The sequence below is a fragment of the Lentzea sp. NPDC003310 genome, assembly GCF_040610935.1.
Classification (GTDB): Bacteria; Actinomycetota; Actinomycetes; order Mycobacteriales; family Pseudonocardiaceae; genus Lentzea.
Map to the genome: position 1 here is coordinate 237880 of NZ_JBEXNC010000002.1, position 16542 is coordinate 254421.

20 protein-coding genes are annotated in these 16542 nt (G+C 67.5%); 11 read left to right on the forward strand and 9 right to left on the reverse strand.

Going from position 1 to position 16542, the window contains the following annotated elements:
• Positions 1–149 precede the first annotated feature (149 nt).
• The 8 genes from ABZX02_RS03630 to ABZX02_RS03665 are packed head-to-tail and all read right to left on the reverse strand — an operon-like array spanning position 150 to position 5783.
• Positions 150–788, reverse strand: coding sequence for a hypothetical protein (locus ABZX02_RS03630; RefSeq protein ID WP_355294543.1), 639 nt, complete (start codon positions 786–788; stop codon positions 150–152).
• Positions 785–2008 carry a hypothetical protein gene (locus ABZX02_RS03635; RefSeq protein WP_355294544.1) on the reverse strand — a complete coding sequence of 408 codons (1224 nt, stop codon included), beginning with the start codon at positions 2006–2008 and terminating at the stop codon, positions 785–787. Before ABZX02_RS03635 ends, ABZX02_RS03630 begins: the two co-directional genes overlap by 4 nt.
• Entirely contained in the window at positions 2008–2313 is a 306-nt protein-coding gene (locus tag ABZX02_RS03640) for a type VII secretion target (RefSeq protein ID WP_355294545.1), read from the reverse strand. The genes ABZX02_RS03635 and ABZX02_RS03640 overlap by 1 nt, the downstream gene beginning before the upstream one ends.
• Positions 2310–2792, reverse strand: coding sequence for a YbaB/EbfC family nucleoid-associated protein (locus ABZX02_RS03645; RefSeq protein ID WP_355294546.1), 483 nt, complete (start codon positions 2790–2792; stop codon positions 2310–2312). The genes ABZX02_RS03640 and ABZX02_RS03645 overlap by 4 nt, the downstream gene beginning before the upstream one ends.
• Positions 2789–3541, reverse strand: a complete 753-nt coding sequence (locus ABZX02_RS03650) for an ESX secretion-associated protein EspG (protein WP_355294547.1) — start codon at positions 3539–3541, stop codon at positions 2789–2791. Before ABZX02_RS03650 ends, ABZX02_RS03645 begins: the two co-directional genes overlap by 4 nt.
• On the reverse strand, positions 3538–4797 hold the full coding sequence (locus ABZX02_RS03655; RefSeq protein WP_355294548.1) for a hypothetical protein: 1260 nt from the start codon (positions 4795–4797) through the stop codon (positions 3538–3540). The genes ABZX02_RS03650 and ABZX02_RS03655 overlap by 4 nt, the downstream gene beginning before the upstream one ends.
• A 21-nt stretch (positions 4798–4818) precedes the next feature.
• Positions 4819–5343, reverse strand: a complete 525-nt coding sequence (locus ABZX02_RS03660) for a DUF3558 family protein (protein WP_355294549.1) — start codon at positions 5341–5343, stop codon at positions 4819–4821.
• On the reverse strand, positions 5343–5783 hold the full coding sequence (locus tag ABZX02_RS03665; protein WP_355294550.1) for a hypothetical protein: 441 nt from the start codon (positions 5781–5783) through the stop codon (positions 5343–5345). The genes ABZX02_RS03660 and ABZX02_RS03665 overlap by 1 nt, the downstream gene beginning before the upstream one ends.
• A 308-nt stretch (positions 5784–6091) precedes the next feature.
• Here ABZX02_RS03665 and ABZX02_RS03670 point away from each other — a divergent pair, with 308 nt between their 5' ends.
• On the forward strand, positions 6092–6742 hold the full coding sequence (locus tag ABZX02_RS03670) for an L-threonylcarbamoyladenylate synthase (RefSeq protein ID WP_355294551.1): 651 nt from the start codon (positions 6092–6094) through the stop codon (positions 6740–6742).
• Positions 6743–6823: 81 nt separating this feature from the next.
• Positions 6824–7966, forward strand: coding sequence for an MraY family glycosyltransferase (locus tag ABZX02_RS03675; RefSeq protein WP_355294552.1), 1143 nt, complete (start codon positions 6824–6826; stop codon positions 7964–7966).
• Positions 7967–7976: 10 nt separating this feature from the next.
• Here the strand turns inward: ABZX02_RS03675 and ABZX02_RS03680 are convergent, their stop codons facing one another.
• Positions 7977–8363 (reverse strand): hypothetical protein, encoded by a 387-nt coding sequence (locus ABZX02_RS03680; RefSeq protein WP_355294553.1) that lies wholly within the window; start codon positions 8361–8363, stop codon positions 7977–7979.
• Between the two features lie 128 nt (positions 8364–8491).
• Here ABZX02_RS03680 and ABZX02_RS03685 point away from each other — a divergent pair, with 128 nt between their 5' ends.
• From ABZX02_RS03685 to atpD, 9 genes are all read left to right on the forward strand, one after another.
• Positions 8492–9250: an AfsR/SARP family transcriptional regulator gene (locus ABZX02_RS03685; protein WP_355294554.1), complete on the forward strand. Its 759-nt coding sequence runs from the start codon at positions 8492–8494 to the stop codon at positions 9248–9250.
• 49 nt (positions 9251–9299) lie between these two features.
• Complete coding sequence (locus tag ABZX02_RS03690; protein WP_355294555.1) at positions 9300–9746, forward strand: hypothetical protein; 447 nt, start codon at positions 9300–9302, stop codon at positions 9744–9746.
• A 148-nt stretch (positions 9747–9894) separates the two neighbouring features.
• The gene (gene atpB, locus ABZX02_RS03695) at positions 9895–10671 is read left to right on the forward strand and encodes a F0F1 ATP synthase subunit A (RefSeq protein WP_355294556.1); all 777 of its coding nucleotides are present in this window, start codon (positions 9895–9897) and stop codon (positions 10669–10671) included.
• A 61-nt stretch (positions 10672–10732) separates the two neighbouring features.
• Positions 10733–10990, forward strand: a complete 258-nt coding sequence (locus ABZX02_RS03700) for an ATP F0F1 synthase subunit C (protein WP_355294557.1) — start codon at positions 10733–10735, stop codon at positions 10988–10990.
• A gap of 44 nt (positions 10991–11034) precedes the next feature.
• Entirely contained in the window at positions 11035–11568 is a 534-nt protein-coding gene (locus tag ABZX02_RS03705; RefSeq protein ID WP_355294999.1) for a F0F1 ATP synthase subunit B, read from the forward strand.
• Positions 11569–11571: 3 nt separating this feature from the next.
• The gene (locus tag ABZX02_RS03710) at positions 11572–12405 is read left to right on the forward strand and encodes a F0F1 ATP synthase subunit delta (protein ID WP_355295001.1); all 834 of its coding nucleotides are present in this window, start codon (positions 11572–11574) and stop codon (positions 12403–12405) included.
• A 46-nt stretch (positions 12406–12451) separates the two neighbouring features.
• The gene (atpA, locus tag ABZX02_RS03715; protein WP_355294558.1) at positions 12452–14098 is read left to right on the forward strand and encodes a F0F1 ATP synthase subunit alpha; all 1647 of its coding nucleotides are present in this window, start codon (positions 12452–12454) and stop codon (positions 14096–14098) included.
• A gap of 8 nt (positions 14099–14106) precedes the next feature.
• A complete protein-coding gene (locus tag ABZX02_RS03720; protein WP_355294559.1) occupies positions 14107–15021 on the forward strand; it encodes a F0F1 ATP synthase subunit gamma in 915 nt (304 codons plus the stop codon).
• A complete protein-coding gene (gene atpD / locus ABZX02_RS03725; protein ID WP_355294560.1) occupies positions 15014–16450 on the forward strand; it encodes a F0F1 ATP synthase subunit beta in 1437 nt (478 codons plus the stop codon). The genes ABZX02_RS03720 and atpD overlap by 8 nt, the downstream gene beginning before the upstream one ends.
• The last annotated feature ends 92 nt before the right edge of the window (positions 16451–16542 follow it).

A 16542-nucleotide genomic window follows, 5' to 3' on the forward strand; every position in this document is an offset into this window, starting at 1 on the left:
ACGCCTTCCGGCTGCAGCTCGTCCCGCTTGCGGTCGTCGGCTCTCGGCGCGCGTGTCACGGCAGCTTGGGTGCTATCAGATCAGCAGCCCTTGACGGATGCGGTTCATCGTGTTTCCGATCAGCTTGTTGAGCGAGTCGATCGCTGTGGTCAGGTCGACGACCCGCCGCGCCTCGGCTTCCCCTGCGCGGCTTGCCGCTCCGTCGACTCAGGCCGTCGAACTGGGAGCAGGGCGACGAGCGCGAGGAAGCCGGCGCTGATCAGCAAGCCGACCAGGAACAGCACGTTGCGCCACCCGGAGACCTCGTCCCGTTCGAGGTTCGTGAAGAAGCCGGTCCTGTCGACCACGACGTCGAGCTCGGTACCAACCGGCTTCACCCCCTGCGCTTTGGTGGGAGCGAGCTCCAACATCCGATCACCGCACCGAAGACCGGCGGTGAACGAGTCGGAGCCGCGAGTGCTGGGGTGCCTTTCCACGGTGTCCACGCGGCAATGCGCGGTCTCACCGAACACGGAGAGCCACACCGAATGGCCGCCGATCGCCGCTGGGAACAGGCTGCCGACGAACACCAGCAGTTCGGGGACGATCATCCACCGCTCGGTGCTGGGACGAAGCCTGCCCAATGCGATGACCCAGGCCGCCAACGCCACCATGGACAGGAAGCCCAGGCCTACGACGAGGCCCACCTGGCGTGTGCTGCTGAGGAAACCCGTGACCGTGGGAACCGCGATCGCGGCGCTGGCCAGCAGCAGTTGTTTCACCCTGGACGTCGGGCGCGCCTCGGTCATTCGTCGAGCGATCCTCGCTGTGACGGGAAAGTCCTGTTCTGGTTCTCCAGCTCGTCGTGCTTGGCCCACTCGCGCAAATGATCCGCCGTGGCCTTCGCGATCCATCCGCCGTCGACGACGTTGGGTGAGGAGTGAGGGGCCACTGTCCCGTCGGGCCGGGTCTGCGGTTTGTAGGGCGTGTAGGCGTCGACCGCTTCACGGGTCGACTCCAGGAACCGCGGAACTTTCTGCTGGTACGGCTCCTCGTACCTGTTCTTCCAGGTGGTACCCGCGTCTCCGTACCCGTCCTTGAACTCGCGGCCCGCCTGCTTGAGCTTGTCACCCGCGTCGCTGAGCGACGGGCGCGTGTTGCCCCAGTCCTCCAGCCGCCTGCCCGCGTCCGACAGACCGTCTCCGCGGGTCGACGGGGTCTGCGGAGCGCGAGGTGCGCTCGGGCCGCCGCTCCTGCCGAACCTGCCGAGGCGCTTGAGCGCCTCGCCCAGCCTGCCGAAGAGGCCCTTCACACGGGTCATGATGCGCATGACGATCTTGACCAGCTTGGCGAGCTGCTGCGTGATCTTGCCGAGCACGACGGCGCCACGTCCGACTGCCCAGGCTGTGAAGGCCGCGACCGAGCTGCCGAACGACACCACGGAGGACGCGAGTGCGATGACGGCGTTGCGGATGACCTCCCAGACGAACAACGCGACGAGATCGCGGATCATGCCGCGGATCGCAGCCGTGATGGTGCCTGCGGTGGCAACCTCGGAAGCCACGTGAGCGCTCATCCTCGACACCATCGCGATCTCGGTCGCGAGTTCGCCCTGGCTCTGGCGGAACTTCTCGCCCGCCGAACCCTGCTCCCAGCACGTCAGTTCGCTCTTGACGGCCTTGTCCTGTTGTTCACCGATGCCGTGCAGCGAGGCGGCGACCTCGTTCCAGGTCGCGACCGCGGCCTTGATCTTGTCGCCGCTCCCGGCGAGCCAGTCGAGCGGCTCTCGGAGGAAGCTGACGTGTTCGATCAACCAGCCGATGCCTGCCGTCGCCAGGGCGCCGACCGGGTCCATCATCATGCCCAGCGCGTCCAGTCCGGACGCCGCGACGTTCATACCGAATTCGGCGACATCGCCTTCGCCGAGTCGGCTCGCCGAGTCGACGGCCTGCATCACCGACTCGGCGACTCCGCCGCCTGCGAAGTTGTCCGGGTTCGACAGGTCGCTGTGGAAGCCGGTCCAGCTCATCAGGGCCCTCCGAACCTGGTGCGATTGGCGTCCTCGTGCGACTCGTAGGTGAGCGCGGTGGCTTTCGTGTCCTCCGAGGCGTTGCCTGCGGCAGCCGCCAACTCATTGATCGCGTTGGTCGTGCCCTGGGCCCACTCCTGGGCGCTGTGAGCGAAGAAGGTCAGCAGCTGTCCGAAGGTGTCCCCACCGAGGTCGACGCCTGCCGCCTTGTTCGCGGCCGCGTCGAGGGCGTCCTGGCGGGACCGCTGGCCCGCCGCGAACTTGTGCAGTTCGGCTGGGTCGACACTGAAGCCCGGTCCCGTCATCGGAGCACGCTCCCGAACCCGTCCTCGTCGTCATCCACCGGACGTTGCGGCCGCGGTGGCGCCGGCCTCTGCGCCGAGGTGTTCCACGACACCTCGCGCATGACCTGGCCGTCCTCGGGCGGAGGCGGTGCTTCCTCCTCCTCGACCTGCGGGATGAAGCTGCGCAGGAAGTCCATCGCCTCGGTGCCGCCGAACTCAGGCTCCACAATGGACGCCACCTGCTCGGCGGCCTGCACCTGTGCCTTCTGCACCGTCTGCATGACGAGCTGGCCCAGCTGCACGTGCGTGAGGCGCATCGCGGTCGGCGAGAACTCGATGTGCTGCAACGCGCCGTTCGGTGCCACCCGGACCGTCACCACCTCGTTGGGCGCGGTGACGGTGCTGCCGGCGTGCTGGATCTGCTCCTGCATCTGCTGGGAGCGTTGCTGGAGCTGCTGTGCCTTGGACTCGAGGTCCGCGATCATCTGTTCTGGATTCATCGTTCGCTCGTCATCGCCAGGACCTGCCCGAGGTGTCGCGCCAGCCCCGTGTTGTCCGCGGGCGCGATCGTGAACCAGCCCTTGCGCGTCTCCACGTTCGAGTAGCGGCCCCGGCTCGTGTCGATCCAGGTGATCGGCGGGAAGTCCCGCGTGGCACGTCCCTGCCCGAGCTTCACGAGGAAGTGCCCGTTGCCGAGAGCGGGTCCGGTCAGCATCTGCTTGGCGATGCGGACCTCGTCGCTCTCCGCCGTGCGCACCGCCTGGCGGAAGCCTTCCTGTTGCTGCGGCTTGTTCTCGAACGCCTCACCGGGAACCGTGACCGCCTTGCCCGGACCGGGCCGGCCGGGCGGCATGGCGTTGGCGAGGCTCGTCGCGATCTCGTTGGGCTGCACCTGGCTCAGGGTGACGTTGTTGTCCCCCTGCACCACCAGCACCGCGTAGCCGCCACGCGCCACCACACTCGCCCGCACGAGCTTCTGCTGGCTCATGTCCGGAATGCACAGTGCGACGACGCGGAGTTCGGGACGTGCCACCAGGTTCAGTGCGTCCTCGAGGTCGGGTTCCGGCCGTCCGCGCCGAGCGAGGCCGCGTCGTTCGAGATCGGCGTGCACCGCGGCCTTGATGCGCGCACGTTCGTCGAGCGTCTCGCCGTGCTGACCGATCTCGAACGGGTAAGGGATGCTCCCCACCCGCAGGTCCTCCCAGAGGACCTCGAACGCGGGCAGGGAGAGCTGCGCGAGCTGCCTCATCCGCCGATCACCGGCGGCGCGACCATGCGATCGTCGTCGAAGAACTCGTCGGTGGGCACGAGGTAGTTGGACTTGTGCTCCTTGTCCTCCTCGCCACCCTTGCCGGCACCAGCGCCGGCCCCGCCGCCCATGCCACCGGCCGCGCCGGCACCACCACGACCTGCCGCACCAGCGGCACCGCCGCCCACGCCACCGGGACCACCGGCCACACCAGCGCTACCGCCGGGAGTGGCGGGCCCGAAGCTGCCCATGCCACGCCCGGAGCCGGCCACACCGGCCATGCCACCGGGCCCCATGCCACGACCGCCACCGGCGCCGCCGCCACCGGGCCCACCGCGTCCGGCACCGGGACCACCACCCGGTCCGCCACCGGGACCGCCGCGGCCAGGCAAGCCGTTCGGTCCGCCACCGGGCGGACGCATGCCGGGAGGCAGCATTCCGGGCGGCAGCGATCCGGGCGGGCCGACCGGGGGCCTGTTCTGGCCGCCAGGAGGGTTGTTGCCGGGGTTGTTGCCTCCCGGGTTGAGACCCGGTGCGACCCACGCGGGGTTCGTCGTGCCGTTGCCGGTGTTCGAGTTCGGGATGCCCGGCATGCCCGTGCTCGTCGACCGCGGCTGGAACGTGTTGGCGTTGCTGAGGCTCTGCGAGTGCGTCGTGCTGCTGGTCTGCGTGACGCCCTGGTCCTTGGTGACCTCGGGAATCGTGTCCATCGCGGGCATCGACTGCGCCGCGGACAGCATCGTGCTGTCCCGCTGCTGCATGACGCGCACGGCTTCCTGCTTGGCCTCGGTCTTCTCGTTGTGCGTGTTGTACATCTCGATGGCGCCACCGATCATCGCGCCGGGCACGATGACCGAGGCCGCGCCCCACTTGCCGGCGATCGACAACGGGTTGAAGTCGACGGGCTTGGGCATGCTGTGGTGAGCCTGTACGGCCGCTTCCTGCTGTGAGGCGATGGCGCTGGCCGTCGCGTGGAACGCAGCCCCCGTGTCCCCGGAGAACTTGCTGACCTTCGACAGCGCGGCCCGCACCCCGTCGGCCGCCTGACCCTGGTAGCCGGCCTGCGAGTCGTTGACGATCTTGTGGAAGTCGTTGGCCAGCTGCACGAACGTGGTGCTGAGCCGAGCCCACACGTCGATCACGCCGGTTGCGGCGTTCGGGTCGTACTTCGTGTCGACCAGGGTCTTCATGTGGTCGTGCTCTTGGGCCGGGTAGTTCTCCGTCGACGGCTGGACGGTGGGCTTGACGGGCGCCATTGGATCCCCCCTTGGATGGCGTTACGGCAGTTTCGCGGCGACCTTGTCCGCGGCTTTCTCGGCGCGGTCACAGGCCGTGGCCATGTCAGTGGACGAGAGGTCGAGGATCGAGATGACAGTGATCGACGAGGTCGGCGTCACGGAGATCAAAACCGCGCAGATGTTCTTCGCGCCTTCGAAACCTTCGGACCTGACCGCGTCGAACTTGCCGACCTTGATGTCGGAGTTCTTGTCACCCCCGACATTCAGGTCCTTCAGCCCGTCCTTCGGGCGGATGCCGGCGGAGATGTGGCTGCTGGCAAGGGCCTTCCACACGCACTCGTCCGCGGCACCCGTCTTCTGGGCCGTGCCCGGGTAATCGAGTCCGAAGCTCTTCACCTCGTCCTCCGTGAGGAGGTCGCAGGGCTTGACGGTGTCCAGAACGGCAGTGGTGTCGGAGGTGGGGGCAGCGCTGGTCGGGCCTGGCTTGGCTTGCCCGCCGGTGGTGCCGCACGCGCTGGACAGGGCCACGAGTGCGACTGCTGCTGTGATGAGAATGCGCTTCATTACTTCCCGTTCAGCTTATTGAGCGAGTCGGCTTGCGCTTGGTCCGCGTTCTGGTACGTGGCTTGGCTCTTCTTGAGCTGCTCGATGAGCGAGTCGAGCGCCTTGGAAAGATCTGTGACGTGCTGGGTCGCGGTCTCGCCGACCCTCTTGTTGTTCTCGCTGATCACCTCGGCGTACCCGCTGCCGAGTTTCGTGTCGATCGTGAGCTGGCGCCTGCTCCGCATGACGTCCATCAGGGCGTCTTTCATCTCCATCAGCTTCTTCACCATGCGGTCCACGGTCTCCGGGTCGACGGAGAACTGTCCCGACCCGACGCCGGCGGCGACCGCCTTGCTGGCTGCGGCGATGTCCGAGACACCTGTGCCGAGCGCGGTCTGCACCTTGGCCTCGGTCAGGAAACTCCTGCCGCGCTTCCCCCACGCTGTTGCTTCTTCAGACACCGAAGCTCGACCTTCCCCCCATTGCACTCCGTGGTCGACTCATGACCATACAGTTGTGCGGCCGTTTGGGGGATGCGTTGAACTACTTAACCCTGTTTGGGACGGAACTTCACCTGCTCACGGACGCCGTAGCTGCGCAAAGTGAGAATCGAGGTGCAGCTCCGGACGGAGGAGTGCGTTCCCGGCCGTTCCCTCGCACCACCCGGCGCACGACAACGACAACGGCGTGCGGAGCGTGAAGTGAAGACGCACGGTGATTAGGCAGGCCTTGCGTCACCCGGTCAGGAAGGCTGGCTAGGCTCACCGAGGTGAGCACGGTCTACGACTGCAGCGAACCAGGCAATCGCGCGGCGGGACTTGCCGCTGCCGCCGGCGCGGTGCGGAGCGGACGCCTCGTCGTCCTGCCCACCGACACCGTCTACGGGATCGGCTGCGACGCGTTCGACGCCGAAGCCGTCCGGAGTCTTCTCGACGCCAAGGGGCGCGGGCCCGACATGCCCGTGCCCGTGCTGGTGGGGTCCTGGACCACCATCGACGGGCTCGTCCTCAGCGTGCCCCGGCAGGCGCGGGCGCTCATCGAGGCCTTCTGGCCCGGTGGGCTCAGCATCGTGCTGCCGCACGCGCCGAGCCTGGCGTGGGACCTGGGGCAGACGCGCGGGACGGTCATGTTGCGCATGCCGTTGCACCCGGTGGCGCTCGAACTGCTCCGCGACGTCGGCCCGATGGCCGTGTCCAGCGCCAACAAGACCGGGCACGCGCCCGCTTCCAGTGCGCAGGAGGCTCGGGACCAGCTCGGGGACGCCGTGCCCGTGTACCTCGACGGCGGGTTGAGCGGGGAGAACATCGCCTCGACCATCGTCGACCTCACCGGGCCCGACGCGCTCATCCTGCGCGAGGGCGCGGTCAGCAAGGCGGAGGTCGACGAGGTGCTCGGCATCGAGGTCGAGGTCGCGCGGTAGCGGGCGGCTGCCAGAATTGATCATGGTTGCCGCGGGTACCGTGGCGAGCACCCCGAACACCCCCGATTGATTGGTAGGCCCGTGGGGCCCGCATCCTCGTTCATCCTTCCCGTGCGCGAGTACCTGCTCGTCGCGTTGATCGCTGCCGTCGTGACGTTCCTGCTCGTGGGGCTGGTGCGCGCGATGGCGTTCCGGCTCGGGGCGGTGGCGTACCCGCGGCAGCGGGACGTGCACGTGCAGCCGATGCCGCGCATGGGTGGCGTGGCCATCTACGGCGGCGTGCTGGCAGGCATGTTCGTGGCGCACCAACTGCCGGTGCTGCGGGCCGGGTTCGACTTCTCCAACGACCCGTGGGGCGTCATCGTCGCGGGCGGCGTCATCGTGCTCGTGGGCGCGATCGACGACAGGTTCGAACTCGACTCGCTCACGAAGCTCGCGGGCCAGGTCACGGCGGCGGGCATCCTCGTGCTGTTCGGTCTGCAGTGGATGATCGCGTGGGTGCCGTGGGACGGCGGCGCGACCATCTCGCTCGACCAGAACCAGGGCGCGCTCCTGACCGTGCTGCTCGCGGTCACGATGATCAACGCGATGAACTTCGTCGACGGCCTGGACGGGCTCGCCGCCGGCATCGGCCTCATCGCCGCCGCGGCGACGTGCGCGTTCTCGATCGGCCTGCTCGTCGAACGCCAGGGCGCGGTCGAGGCCTACCCGCCCGCGCTGATCGCCGCCGTGCTCGCGGGCGCCTGCCTCGGCTTCCTGCCGCACAACTTCAACCCCGCGCGCATCTTCATGGGCGACTCGGGCTCCATGCTCATCGGACTCATGCTCGCGGCCGCCACCACCAGCGCGTCCGGCAAGATCAACCAGGCCACCGGCAGCGCCGCCGACCTGCTCGGTCTGCTCTCGCCGCTGATCGTGGTCGCGGCGGTGCTGTTCGTGCCGTTGCTCGATCTGCTGATGGCCATCATCCGCCGCACGCGCCGCGGCGAGAGCCCGTTCTCCCCGGACAAGATGCACCTGCACCACCGGTTGCTGGAGATCGGGCACTCGCAACGACGTGCCGTGCTGCTCATCTACCTGTGGGCGGGCGTCCTGGCGTTCGGCGCCGTCGCGCTGACGCTGTTCGACCCGATCATCGTCGCCACGTGCTTCGTCATCGGCTTGATCGTGACGTTCGTGGTCTCGGTGATCCCCAGGCTCCGGGACGCCCGCAGCAAGTCCTGACGCATCAACGTCAGATCGGGTTCTCCACGCACGGCCGGCCGATCAGCTCAAACGTGCCGTCGTCCTTCTTCATCCAGCCCTCGGCGCAGTGCTTCTGCCCGTCGGCGTAGTCGCGGTCGACGTTGTGGTAGTAGAGGCTGCCCTGCCCCCACCGGCGCGTCTCCGACGTCACGCTGTAGTCCGGGCCGAACAGGCGGAAGAAGCCGTCGAACGCGAGGTACGTGCCGACCGACGTGACCTTTCCCTGCACCTGGTGCACGTGGCCGCCGCTGCCCACGGCCTTCACCGAGATGCTGCCGTTGATGCCGCTCTCGTCCGCATGCGCGGCCGGCGCCAGCAGCAGCGAAGCCGCGGTCGCCGCGGTCAGAGCGATGGAAGCCGTTCGGAACTTGTTCATCGAATCCCCCGAATCGTGGTTGCGAACGTCGTCGACGCTAACTGTCCGTTGCTCCAATTCACCTACGCGAGATGTAGGCGAATGGAGTAGCGTCCGTCCTGGTTGACTGCCTGGGGGGAACGACAACCATGGAGAGCTGCAGGTTCGGTCTGCTCGGAGAACTGTCGATCGACGACGGTGCGGTGACGCTGAACGCGGGCAAGCTGCGCGGCCTGCTCGCCGCACTCCTGCTGCACGCGGGGAAACCGGTGTCCCAGCACGAACTGGTCGAGCGGATCTGGGACGAGCCGCCCTCGCGGGCGAGCTCCACGCTCCAGGTCTACGTCGTGCGCCTGAGGCAGGCGCTGGGCGCTCTCGGTTCCGCCGTGGTGCGCAGCAGCACGGGCTACTGGTTCGACGTGGACACCGACCAGGTCGACCTGCACCGGTTTCGCGGCCTGACCTCACGACGAGATCCTGACGCCCGTACGGAGCTCGGTGATCTCCGCGAGGCGCTGTCGCTCTGGCGCGGCCCCGCTCTCGCGGACGTGACCTCCGAGGCCATGAGGTTCGAGGCCGACCGGCTGGACGAGGAACGGCTCGCCGCGGTCGAACGCAGGATCGAGCTGGAGATCGAGTTGGGCGCACACCGCGAACTCGTCCCCGAGCTGCGTGCGTTGACCCGGAGGCACCCGATGCGGGAACGGTTTGCGGAGTTCCTCATGCTCGCGTTGCACCGGGGAGGTCGTTCGGCGGACGCGTTGGAGATCTACCGCGATGTTCACCGGATGTTCGCCCGCGAACTGGGGGTTCGGCCGGGAAGGCGGCTGGCGGAGCTCCACGACCGGATCCTGTGCGGCCGGGAAATTGGTACGCCATCTTGTTTGGGGCCGCTTAACCAGCGTTAATCAGGGGCTGCCCGCGAGTGCCGTCGTGGGAGTTCCTACACTTCGGGACATGAGCGACGCGGACAAGGCCGTCACGCACGAGCTGACCGTCCAGCGACTCGCCGGGGAAATGTTCCGCGAGGCCGCGTGGGCCGCGCTCGGCACGTTTGTCCTCGGTGTCGTCGTGTCAACTGTGATCTGGGGGACCGCTGGTCTCTTCGGGTCATTGATCGGTGGTGCGATCGCCATCGGTTCGAGCCTTCTCACGCTGTTGTTGATGCGCAAGACCGCGGCACTGGATCCGATGTTCGTGATGGTCGCCGCACTCGGCGGATTCATGGGCAAGCTGATCATCCTGCTGCTCGCGGTGATCCTGCTGCGCAACCAGTCGTGGCTCGAACCCAAGGCACTCGGAATCACCCTGGTGGCGACGGTGCTCGTGACGTCGTTCCTGGAGGCCAGAGCCTCGAAGCGGAGCCGCAGCCAGATGGTCGTCCCCGCCTCCGACGGCGCCTAGACCTGCTGATATGGTCCGCGTGACCAGGGACACCCGATAGCAGGGGTGCCTCTGGTAGTCGCTTGCGAACCGTAAGGTACGTTAAGTCCAGATCGTGACGATTCCCCCGGCGGAGTGAACGCCGGCCGGGAGAACCGGAAGGAACACAGTGACCAAGTTGCTGGCTTCGGGGGGCGAGTTCGTCGCTCCCGGTGTGAAGGACTTCTTCCTCCCGCCGATCTTCGGCTCGGTCACGAAGCCGATGGTCCTGCTGGTGCTGTCGATCGTGATCATCGGCGTCTTCTTCATTGCGGCGACCCGCAAGCTGAAGGTCGTTCCCGGCAAGTTCCAGTTCGCCGCCGAGTCGGTTTACGACTTCGGGCGCAACAACATCGCCCGCGAGCAGATCGGCGCGAAGGACTTCAAGCCCTTCGTCCCGCTGATCCTCACGATCTTCTGCTTCATCCTGGTGAACAACCTGTTCGGGCTCATCCCGGTCATCCAGTTCCCGACGATGTCGCACATCGGCTTCCCCCTCGCCGTTTCGCTGCTCGTCGTTTACCCGGTGTACCACTTCGTCGGGTTCAAGCGGCACGGCTTCGTGGGCTACTTGAAGCACCAGACGGTTCCGCCGGGCGCGCCGTGGTTCGTGCTCCCGCTGCTGATTCCGATCGAGTTCTTCCAGAAGTTCATCCTGAACCCGCTCACGCTGGCGATCCGAGTTTTCGCCGCCATGTTCGCGGGTCACCTCCTGCTGCTGGTGTTCACCCTGGCCGGTGAGTTCCTGCTGCTCAATGGCGGGCTGACCGTCATCGTGGCGCCGGTGTCCTTCGCCTTCGCCATCGCGCTGACCTTCCTGGAGGCACTGATCATGTGCCTGCAGGCCTACATCTTCGCGCTGCTGTCTGCCAGCTACATCGGCATGGCGCTGGCAGAAGAGCACTGAGAAACACAAAGCCTCCGATCCACCAACTCCCGGTGGACCGAAGTGAAAGGGAACAGCAACAGTGAGCGCTTCCGTCGTTCTTGCCCAGGCCGGTGACATCAACCCGGGTCTCGCTGCTATCGGCTACGGCCTGGCCGCGATTGGCCCCGGCATCGGTGTCGGTCTGATCTTCTCCTCGGTCATCAGCGGCACCGCCCGCCAGCCCGAGGCCCGCGGCGTGCTGCTCGGCCTCGCGTGGACCACCTTCGCCATCGTCGAGGTCCTCGCCCTGATCGGCTTCGTCGTTTACTTCATCGCGACCGCGCAGACCGGCGCCTGACCTAACCCTTCAACGCGTTAGGAGACGTCGTGTACGACACCCTGATCCTGGCTGCGGGTGACGAGGTCAACCCCGTCATCCCGCACCCGGCAGAGATCATCCTCGGTCTCGTCGCGTTCCTGCTCCTCCTCTTCGTCATCAAGAAGTTCGTGTCGCCGCGCTTCGAGGCGCTGTACGCGGAGCGGACGGCCAAGATCGAGGGTGGCATCGAGAAGGCGGAGCAGGCTCAGGCCGAGGCTCAGCGCGCTCTCGAGCAGTACAAGGAGCAGCTGGCCGAGGCTCGCGCCGAGGCCGCGCGCATCCGCGACGACGCCCGGGCCGAGGGCCTGCAGATCGTCGAGGAGCTGCGTGAGCAGGCGCAGGCCGAGTCCGCGCGCATCGTCGCGCAAGGCCAGCACCAGCTGGACGCCCAGCGCGCCCAGATCGTCGCGGAGCTGCGCGCCGACCTCGGCCGCACCGCCGTCGAGCTGGCGAGCAAGGTCGTGGGCGAGTCCCTCGAGGACGACACCCGCCGCCGCGGCACCGTCGACCGCTTCCTCAACGAGCTGGACGCCGTCGCGGCGCCGGCGAGCAAGTAGAGGCTGCCGATGACGTTGCATGCCGCTAGTCGTGAAGCTCTGGCAGCCGCGGAACTGCGGCTGCTGGAGCTGGCCGACGCCACCACGTCGACGGACGACCTCGCCAAGCTCGGCGAGGAGCTCTTCGCCGTGCTCGGCCTGCTCATCGAGCAGCGGACGCTGCGCGGCGCGCTCGCCGACGCCTCGTCCGAGGCCGCCGGTCGTGAGCAGCTCGCTCGCGGCCTGTTCGCGGGCAAGGTCAGCGACGCGACCCTGCAGATCCTGGTCGCCGTCGTGACCGCGCGCTGGTCCAGCCCGCGCGAGCTCGTGGACGGTGTCGAGTCGCTCGCCCGCACCACGCTGCTGGTGCGCGCCGAGCGCGACGGCCAGCTCGACTCGACCGAGGACGAGCTGTTCCGGCTCGGCCGCATCGTGGCCGGTTCGAACGAGCTCGAGCTGCTGCTGGCGGACCCCGCCGGCGACGCCGCGGGCAAGGTCGCACTGGTCGACTCCCTGATCGAGGGGAAGGTCAGCCCGGTCACCAAGACCCTGGTGGACCAGCTGGTTCGCAACCCGCGCGGCGTGCGCGTGGCGGACGGGCTCTCCGAGCTCGCAGACCTGGCGGCCAAGCGTCGTCAGCGTTCCGTCGCGCACGTGAAGTCCGCGGTGGAGCTGACCGCCGAGCAGGTCGACCGCTTGACCGCGACGCTGACCACGATCTACTCGCGCCCGATCGCGCTGCACGTGGAGGTCGACCCCGCACTGGGCGGTGGCCTCTCGATCAAGATCGGCGACGAGATCATCGACGGAAGCATCGCCGGCCGGTTGGCGGCACTGCGCCGCAATCTCGCCAGCTAGCCCCCGAGCCCTTTCCCAAGAACGAAGAAGTGAGAGCAGGAACGACATGGCGGAGCTGACGATCTCGTCGGACGAGATCCGCAGTGCGATCGAGAAGTACGTCTCGAGCTACTCCCCGGAGGTCAGCCGGGAAGAGGTCGGTACCGTCTCCGAGACCTACGACGGCATCGCCATCGTCGAGGGCCTTCCGGGCACGATGACCAACGAGCTGCTCGAGTTCCCCGGTGGCGTCCTCGGCGTCGCCCTGAACCTCGAGGTCCGCGAGATCGGTGCGGTCATCCTCGGTGACTTCGACAAGATCGAAGAAGGCCAGGAGGTCCGCCGCACGGGCCGCGTTCTCTCGGTGCCGGTCGGCGACGGCTTCCTCGGCCGCGTCGTCAACCCGCTGGGCCAGCCGATCGACGGTCTCGGTGACATCGTCGCCGACGCCGACCGCGCCCTGGAGCTGCAGGCCGCGACCGTGCTGGAGCGTCAGCCGGTGTCCGAGCCGATGCAGACCGGCATCAAGGCCATCGACGCGATGACGCCGATCGGCCGCGGCCAGCGCCAGCTGATCATCGGCGACCGCAAGACCGGCAAGACCGCGGTCTGCATCGACACGATCATCAACCAGAAGAAGGCCTGGGAGTCGGGCGACCCCAAGCAGCAGGTCCGCTGCGTCTACGTCGCCATCGGCCAGAAGGGCTCCACCATCGCGGGCGTCAAGTCCGCGCTGGAGGAGGCGGGCGCTCTCGAGTACACGACGATCGTCGCCGCCCCGGCTTCGGACTCCGCCGGCTTCAAGTGGCTGGCGCCGTACACCGGCTCCGCCATCGGCCAGCACTGGATGTACGAGGGCAAGCACGTCCTCATCATCTTCGACGACCTGACCAAGCAGGCCGAGGCGTACCGCGCCATCTCCCTGCTGCTGCGCCGTCCGCCGGGCCGCGAGGCCTACCCGGGCGACGTCTTCTACTTGCACTCGCGTCTCCTCGAGCGTTGCGCGAAGCTGTCGGACGAGATGGGCGGCGGCTCGATGACGGGTCTCCCGATCATCGAGACCAAGGCGAACGACGTGTCGGCGTACATCCCGACCAACGTCATCTCGATCACCGACGGTCAGTGCTTCCTCGAGTCCGATCTGTTCAACGCCGGTGTCCGCCCGGCCGTCAACGTGGGTATCTCGGTCTCCCGCGTCGGTGGTGCCGCGCAGATCAAGGCGATGAAGTCGGTCGCGGGTTCGCTGCGCCTCGACCTGTCGCAGTTCCGCGAGCTGGAGGCCTTCTCCGCGTTCGCGTCCGACCTCGACGCCGCGTCGCGCGCCCAGCTGGACCGCGGTGCCCGTCTGGTCGAGCTGCTCAAGCAGGGCCAGTACTCCCCGGTCCCCGTCGAGGAGCAGGTCGTCGAGATCTTCGCCGCGACCAAGGGCCACCTGGACGACGTCCCCGTCGCCGACATCCGCCGCTTCGTGGCGGACTTCAAGGACTCGCTCCGTCGCAACCACGCTGACCTGCTGGGCAGCATCGTCGAGACGAAGCAGTTCGGTGACGACGCGCAGCAGCGCGTGGTCGACGCCGTCAAGGAGTTCAAGAAGCAGTTCACCGCTTCGGACGGCACGACGATCGTCAACGAGGCCCCCGCGAAGGCGCTCGACGCCGACAAGGTCGGCCAGGAATCGGTGAAGGTCGCCAAGCCCGAGCCCACCAAGAAGTGATCTGAGCCATGGGCGCACAGATTCGGGAGCTCCGCCAACGGATCCGAACGGTCAACTCGACCAAGAAGATCACGAAGGCCTACGAGCTCATCGCGACGTCTCGCCTCGCGAAGGCGCAGACCAGGGTCGCGGCCTCCCGGCCGTACGCGGACGAGATCACCAACGTCCTGTCCGCGTTGGCCGAGGCCTCGGCGAACCTCGACCACCCGCTGCTGACGGAGCGCACGAACCCGAAGCGCGCCGCGGTGCTGGTGATCACGAGCGACAAGGGCATGTGCGGCGGTTACAACGCCAACGTGCTCAAGGCGGCCGAGCAGCTGCTGCAGCTGCTCCGGTCGGAGGGCAAGGAGCCGGTGCTGTACGTGACCGGCCGCAAGGGCCAGGGCTACTACCAGTTCCGTCGCCGCGAGGTCACCGGTGCGTGGAGCGGGTTCTCGCAGACCCCGCACTACGTCAACGCCGTCGAGGCCGGTGACGCGCTGGTGGAGGCGTTCCTGGAGGGCACGGACAACGGCGCGCAGGGCGTGGACGAGATCCACGTCGTGTACACCGAGTTCAAGTCCATGCTGAGCCAGACGCCCACGGCCAGGCGGATCGCGCCGATGGAGGTCGAGTACACCGGCGAGACCCCCAAGGGTCCGCGCGCGGTGTACGACTTCGAGCCCAGCGCGGAGACGCTGCTCGGTGCGATGCTGCCCAAGTACGTGAAGACTCGCCTGTTCTCCGCCATGCTGGAGGCGGCGGCTTCGGAGTCGGCGGCTCGTCGTACGGCCATGAAGGCCGCGACGGACAACGCTACGGAGCTGGTCCGGAACCTCAGCCGGGCGGCGAACTCGGCCCGTCAGGCCCAGATCACCCAGGAGATCAGCGAGATCGTCGGTGGCGCTGCCGCGCTTACCGGTGGCGCAGGAAGTGATGAGTGACATGAGTGCTACTGCCACCACCACCCGCACCGGCCGTGTGGTCCGGGTGATCGGTGCGGTCGTCGACGTGGAGTTCCCGCGCGACGCCGTGCCGGAGCTGTTCAACGCCCTGAAGGTGGAGATCACCTTCGAGGCCGTCGCCAAGACGCTGACCCTCGAGGTCGCGCAGCACCTCGGCGACAACCTCGTCCGCACCATCTCGATGCAGCCGACCGACGGTCTGGTCCGCGGCGCCACGGTGTCCGACACCGGTGCCGCGATCTCGGTGCCCGTCGGTGACATCGTCAAGGGCCACGTCTTCAACGCCCTCGGCGACTGCCTCGACCAGCCCGGCCTCGGCCGCGACGGCGAGCAGTGGGGCATCCACCGCAAGGCGCCGTCGTTCGACCAGCTCGAGGGCAAGACCGAGATCCTGGAAACGGGCATCAAGGTCATCGACCTGCTCACCCCGTACGTCAAGGGCGGCAAGATCGGCCTGTTCGGCGGCGCGGGTGTCGGCAAGACCGTGCTGATCCAGGAGATGATCACGCGTATCGCGCGTGAGTTCTCCGGTACCTCCGTGTTCGCCGGCGTCGGCGAGCGCACCCGTGAGGGCACCGACCTCCTCCTGGAAATGGACGAGATGGGTGTCATCCAGGACACCGCGCTCGTCTTCGGTCAGATGGACGAGCCGCCGGGCACGCGTATGCGCGTCGCCCTGTCCGCTCTCACGATGGCGGAGTACTTCCGCGACGTGCAGAACCAGGACGTGCTGCTCTTCATCGACAACATCTTCCGCTTCACCCAGGCCGGTTCCGAGGTGTCGACCCTGCTGGGCCGCATGCCTTCCGCCGTGGGTTACCAGCCGACGCTGGCCGACGAGATGGGTGAGCTCCAGGAGCGCATCACCTCGACGCGCGGTAAGTCGATCACCTCGCTGCAGGCCATCTACGTGCCCGCGGACGACTACACCGACCCCGCCCCGGCGACCACCTTCGCCCACCTGGACGCGACGACGGAGCTTTCCCGTCCGATCTCCCAGAAGGGCATCTACCCGGCCGTCGACCCGCTGTCGTCGTCGTCTCGAATCCTCGAGCCGTCGATCGTCGGCGAGGAGCACTACCGGGTCGCCCAGGAAGTGAAGCGGATCCTGCAGAAGTACAAGGAGCTGCAGGACATCATCGCCATCCTCGGTATGGACGAGCTCTCCGAGGAGGACAAGGTCCTCGTCGGTCGCGCGCGTCGTCTCGAGCGCTTCCTGGGCCAGAACTTCTTCGTCGCGGAGAAGTTCACCGGTCAGGCCGGTTCGTTCGTGCCGATCAAGGACACGGTCGAGGCCTTCGACCGCGTCTGCAAGGGCGAGTTCGACCACTTCCCGGAGCAGGCGTTCTTCTCCTGCGGCGGGTTGGACGACGTCGAGGCCAACGCCAAGAAGCTGGCCGGCAACTGAGCTAGCTGTTCGTCGAAGGGCCGTTCCTCCCATGTGGAGGGGCGGCCCTTCGCCTTTTCGGCGGTACGACGTTTCCGCTGAACGGAAACTGC